The sequence below is a fragment of the Bradyrhizobium sp. 142 genome, assembly GCF_023074015.1.
In the GTDB taxonomy this organism is placed as follows: domain Bacteria; phylum Pseudomonadota; class Alphaproteobacteria; order Rhizobiales; family Xanthobacteraceae; genus Bradyrhizobium.
The window spans coordinates 1-1,974 of sequence record NZ_JADPKQ010000522.1 but is presented as its reverse complement, the minus strand read 5'-3'; the positions used below and the strand labels follow the sequence as shown (position 1 = coordinate 1,974).

The following is a 1,974-nucleotide window of genomic DNA, read 5'->3' as shown; positions in this document are numbered from 1 at the left end:
CGATGGCGCTCACCGTCATAATCGCGCTCGGCGCGGCCTTCGTCGTGTCGTTGACGTTCGTCCCGGCCATGATCGCCCTAACGGTGTCCAAGCCCGTGACGGAACAAGAGAACGTCATCATCCGCAAGCTGAAGGCGTACTACGCGCCGTTGCTGACACGGGCGATCGCTTCACCCCTACCGGCCATCGGCGCTGCTGCGCTTTTGTTCGTCGCAGCCGCTCTGCTGTTTGCCTGCCTGGGGCAGGAGTTCACGCCGACCCTCGATGAAAAGAACATCGTCATGGAGGTGAAGCGCGTACCAAGCACGTCGTTGTCTCAGGCGCAGGCGATGCAGCTCCTCCTTGAAAGGGAGATCAGCAAGTTTCCGCAGGTGGCGTTTGTGTTCTCCCGGACCGGAACGCCGGACCTTGCCGCCGATCCAATGCCGCCGAGTTCGTCCGACACCTACATCATCGTCAAGCCACAAAGCGAATGGCCAGACCCCGGCCTGTCGAAGGACGGTCTGATCAAGCAGATCGAGGCGGACGCTAGGAAACTTCCAGGCAACAAACTTGGCTTCTCTCAGCCGATCGAGATGCGGTTCAATGAATTGATCGCCGGCGTGCGCCAGGACCTCGCCGTCAAGGTCTTTGGCGACGATTTTGAGGAGATGCAACGAACCGCGGGCAGCATCGCTAACGCGCTGCGGCGCGTTAGGGGCACGCAAGACGTGAAGGTAGAGGAAACGACGGGTCTTCCATTTCTGGAAATCAAGATCGACAAAGCGGAGATCGCTCGTCGGGGCCTTAGCCTGCTCGCGGTTCAGAACGTGATCGAGGCCGCGATTGGCGGTCGTGTTGCAGGCCTGGTCTTTGAGGGAGACCGCCGCTTCCAGATCATCGTGCGGCTGAACGATACGCTCCGCAATGATATCTCGGCACTGGAAAATCTGCCGGTGCAATTACCGCGGTTGAACGAAAATGCCGCGGCTGCTTCCATTCCTCTCAGGGCTGTGGCGACATTCGAACAGACAGAAGGCGCCAACCAGGTCAGCCGCGAGAACGGTAAGCGACGTGTCGTCGCAACAGCCGACGTCCGCGGACGGGACATCGGCTCGTTGGTGGCGGAGGCGCAACGGGCTGTCGATGAGAGAGTCAAGCTGGCGCCGGGAACTTGGCTCTCCTGGGGCGGCCAATTCGAGAATTTCTCGGTAGCCCGGGAACGGCTAATGTTCGTCGTGCCCAGCTGCTTCCTGTTGATATTCTTGTTGTTGTTCACGGCGCTTGGATCCGCGCGAGACGCCCTTCTGGTGTTCAGTGCGGTCCCGCTGGCGCTCACCGGTGGCATCGCGGCGCTGTGGTTGCGAAGCATGCCGTTCTCGATCTCGGCGGCCGTTGGCTTCATCGCGCTTTCCGGCGTTGCCGTCCTGAACGGACTGGTGATGCTGAGCCAGTTCCGGAAGCTGATCGACGACGGCGTCCCCTCAGGCGCGGCCATCAGCCAAGGCGCCCTCACCCGGTTTCGTCCCGTGATCATGACAGCGCTGGTCGCCTCGCTGGGCTTCGTCCCGATGGCTCTCGCGACCGGTACGGGCGCGGAGGTACAGAAGCCATTGGCGACAGTGGTGATTGGCGGCTTGTTGAGCGCGACGTTGCTGACGCTGCTGGTTTTGCCGGCTCTATATTCATATTTTGCGTCCGAGGAACGCGAAGCGAAGCCCGATCGGATCTTCAGGCCGGACCGCGCGGCGGAATAGCAACCCGAAGGGATGCTCTATGCTTCCGACAGGGTTAAGACCGTCGCCGTCTTCAAAACTGGCGCATCCTCGCGTCAGCATTCGGGGAGCTTGTCGCTGCGGCTTGAGGTTGAATGACCAACTTGACGCAGCACCTAGGCAACCAAGCGGCGCTCCTCTCGCCCTCCTCTGGATCGCCGCCCGAAGCCCTCTTCAGGAAGCGGGCCAGTGCGGCTTTTCGTGAATCCCGCGTAGGCGG

General features: G+C 61.3%; 1 protein-coding gene. It reads left to right on the top strand.

Annotation, left to right across the window (positions count from 1 at the left end; all coding sequences use genetic code 11):
• On the top strand, positions 1 to 1,736 hold a 1,736-nt coding region (locus IVA82_RS46770), incomplete at its 5' end, for a CusA/CzcA family heavy metal efflux RND transporter (protein ID WP_247493973.1).
• Between the last annotated feature and the right edge of the window lie 238 nt (positions 1,737 to 1,974).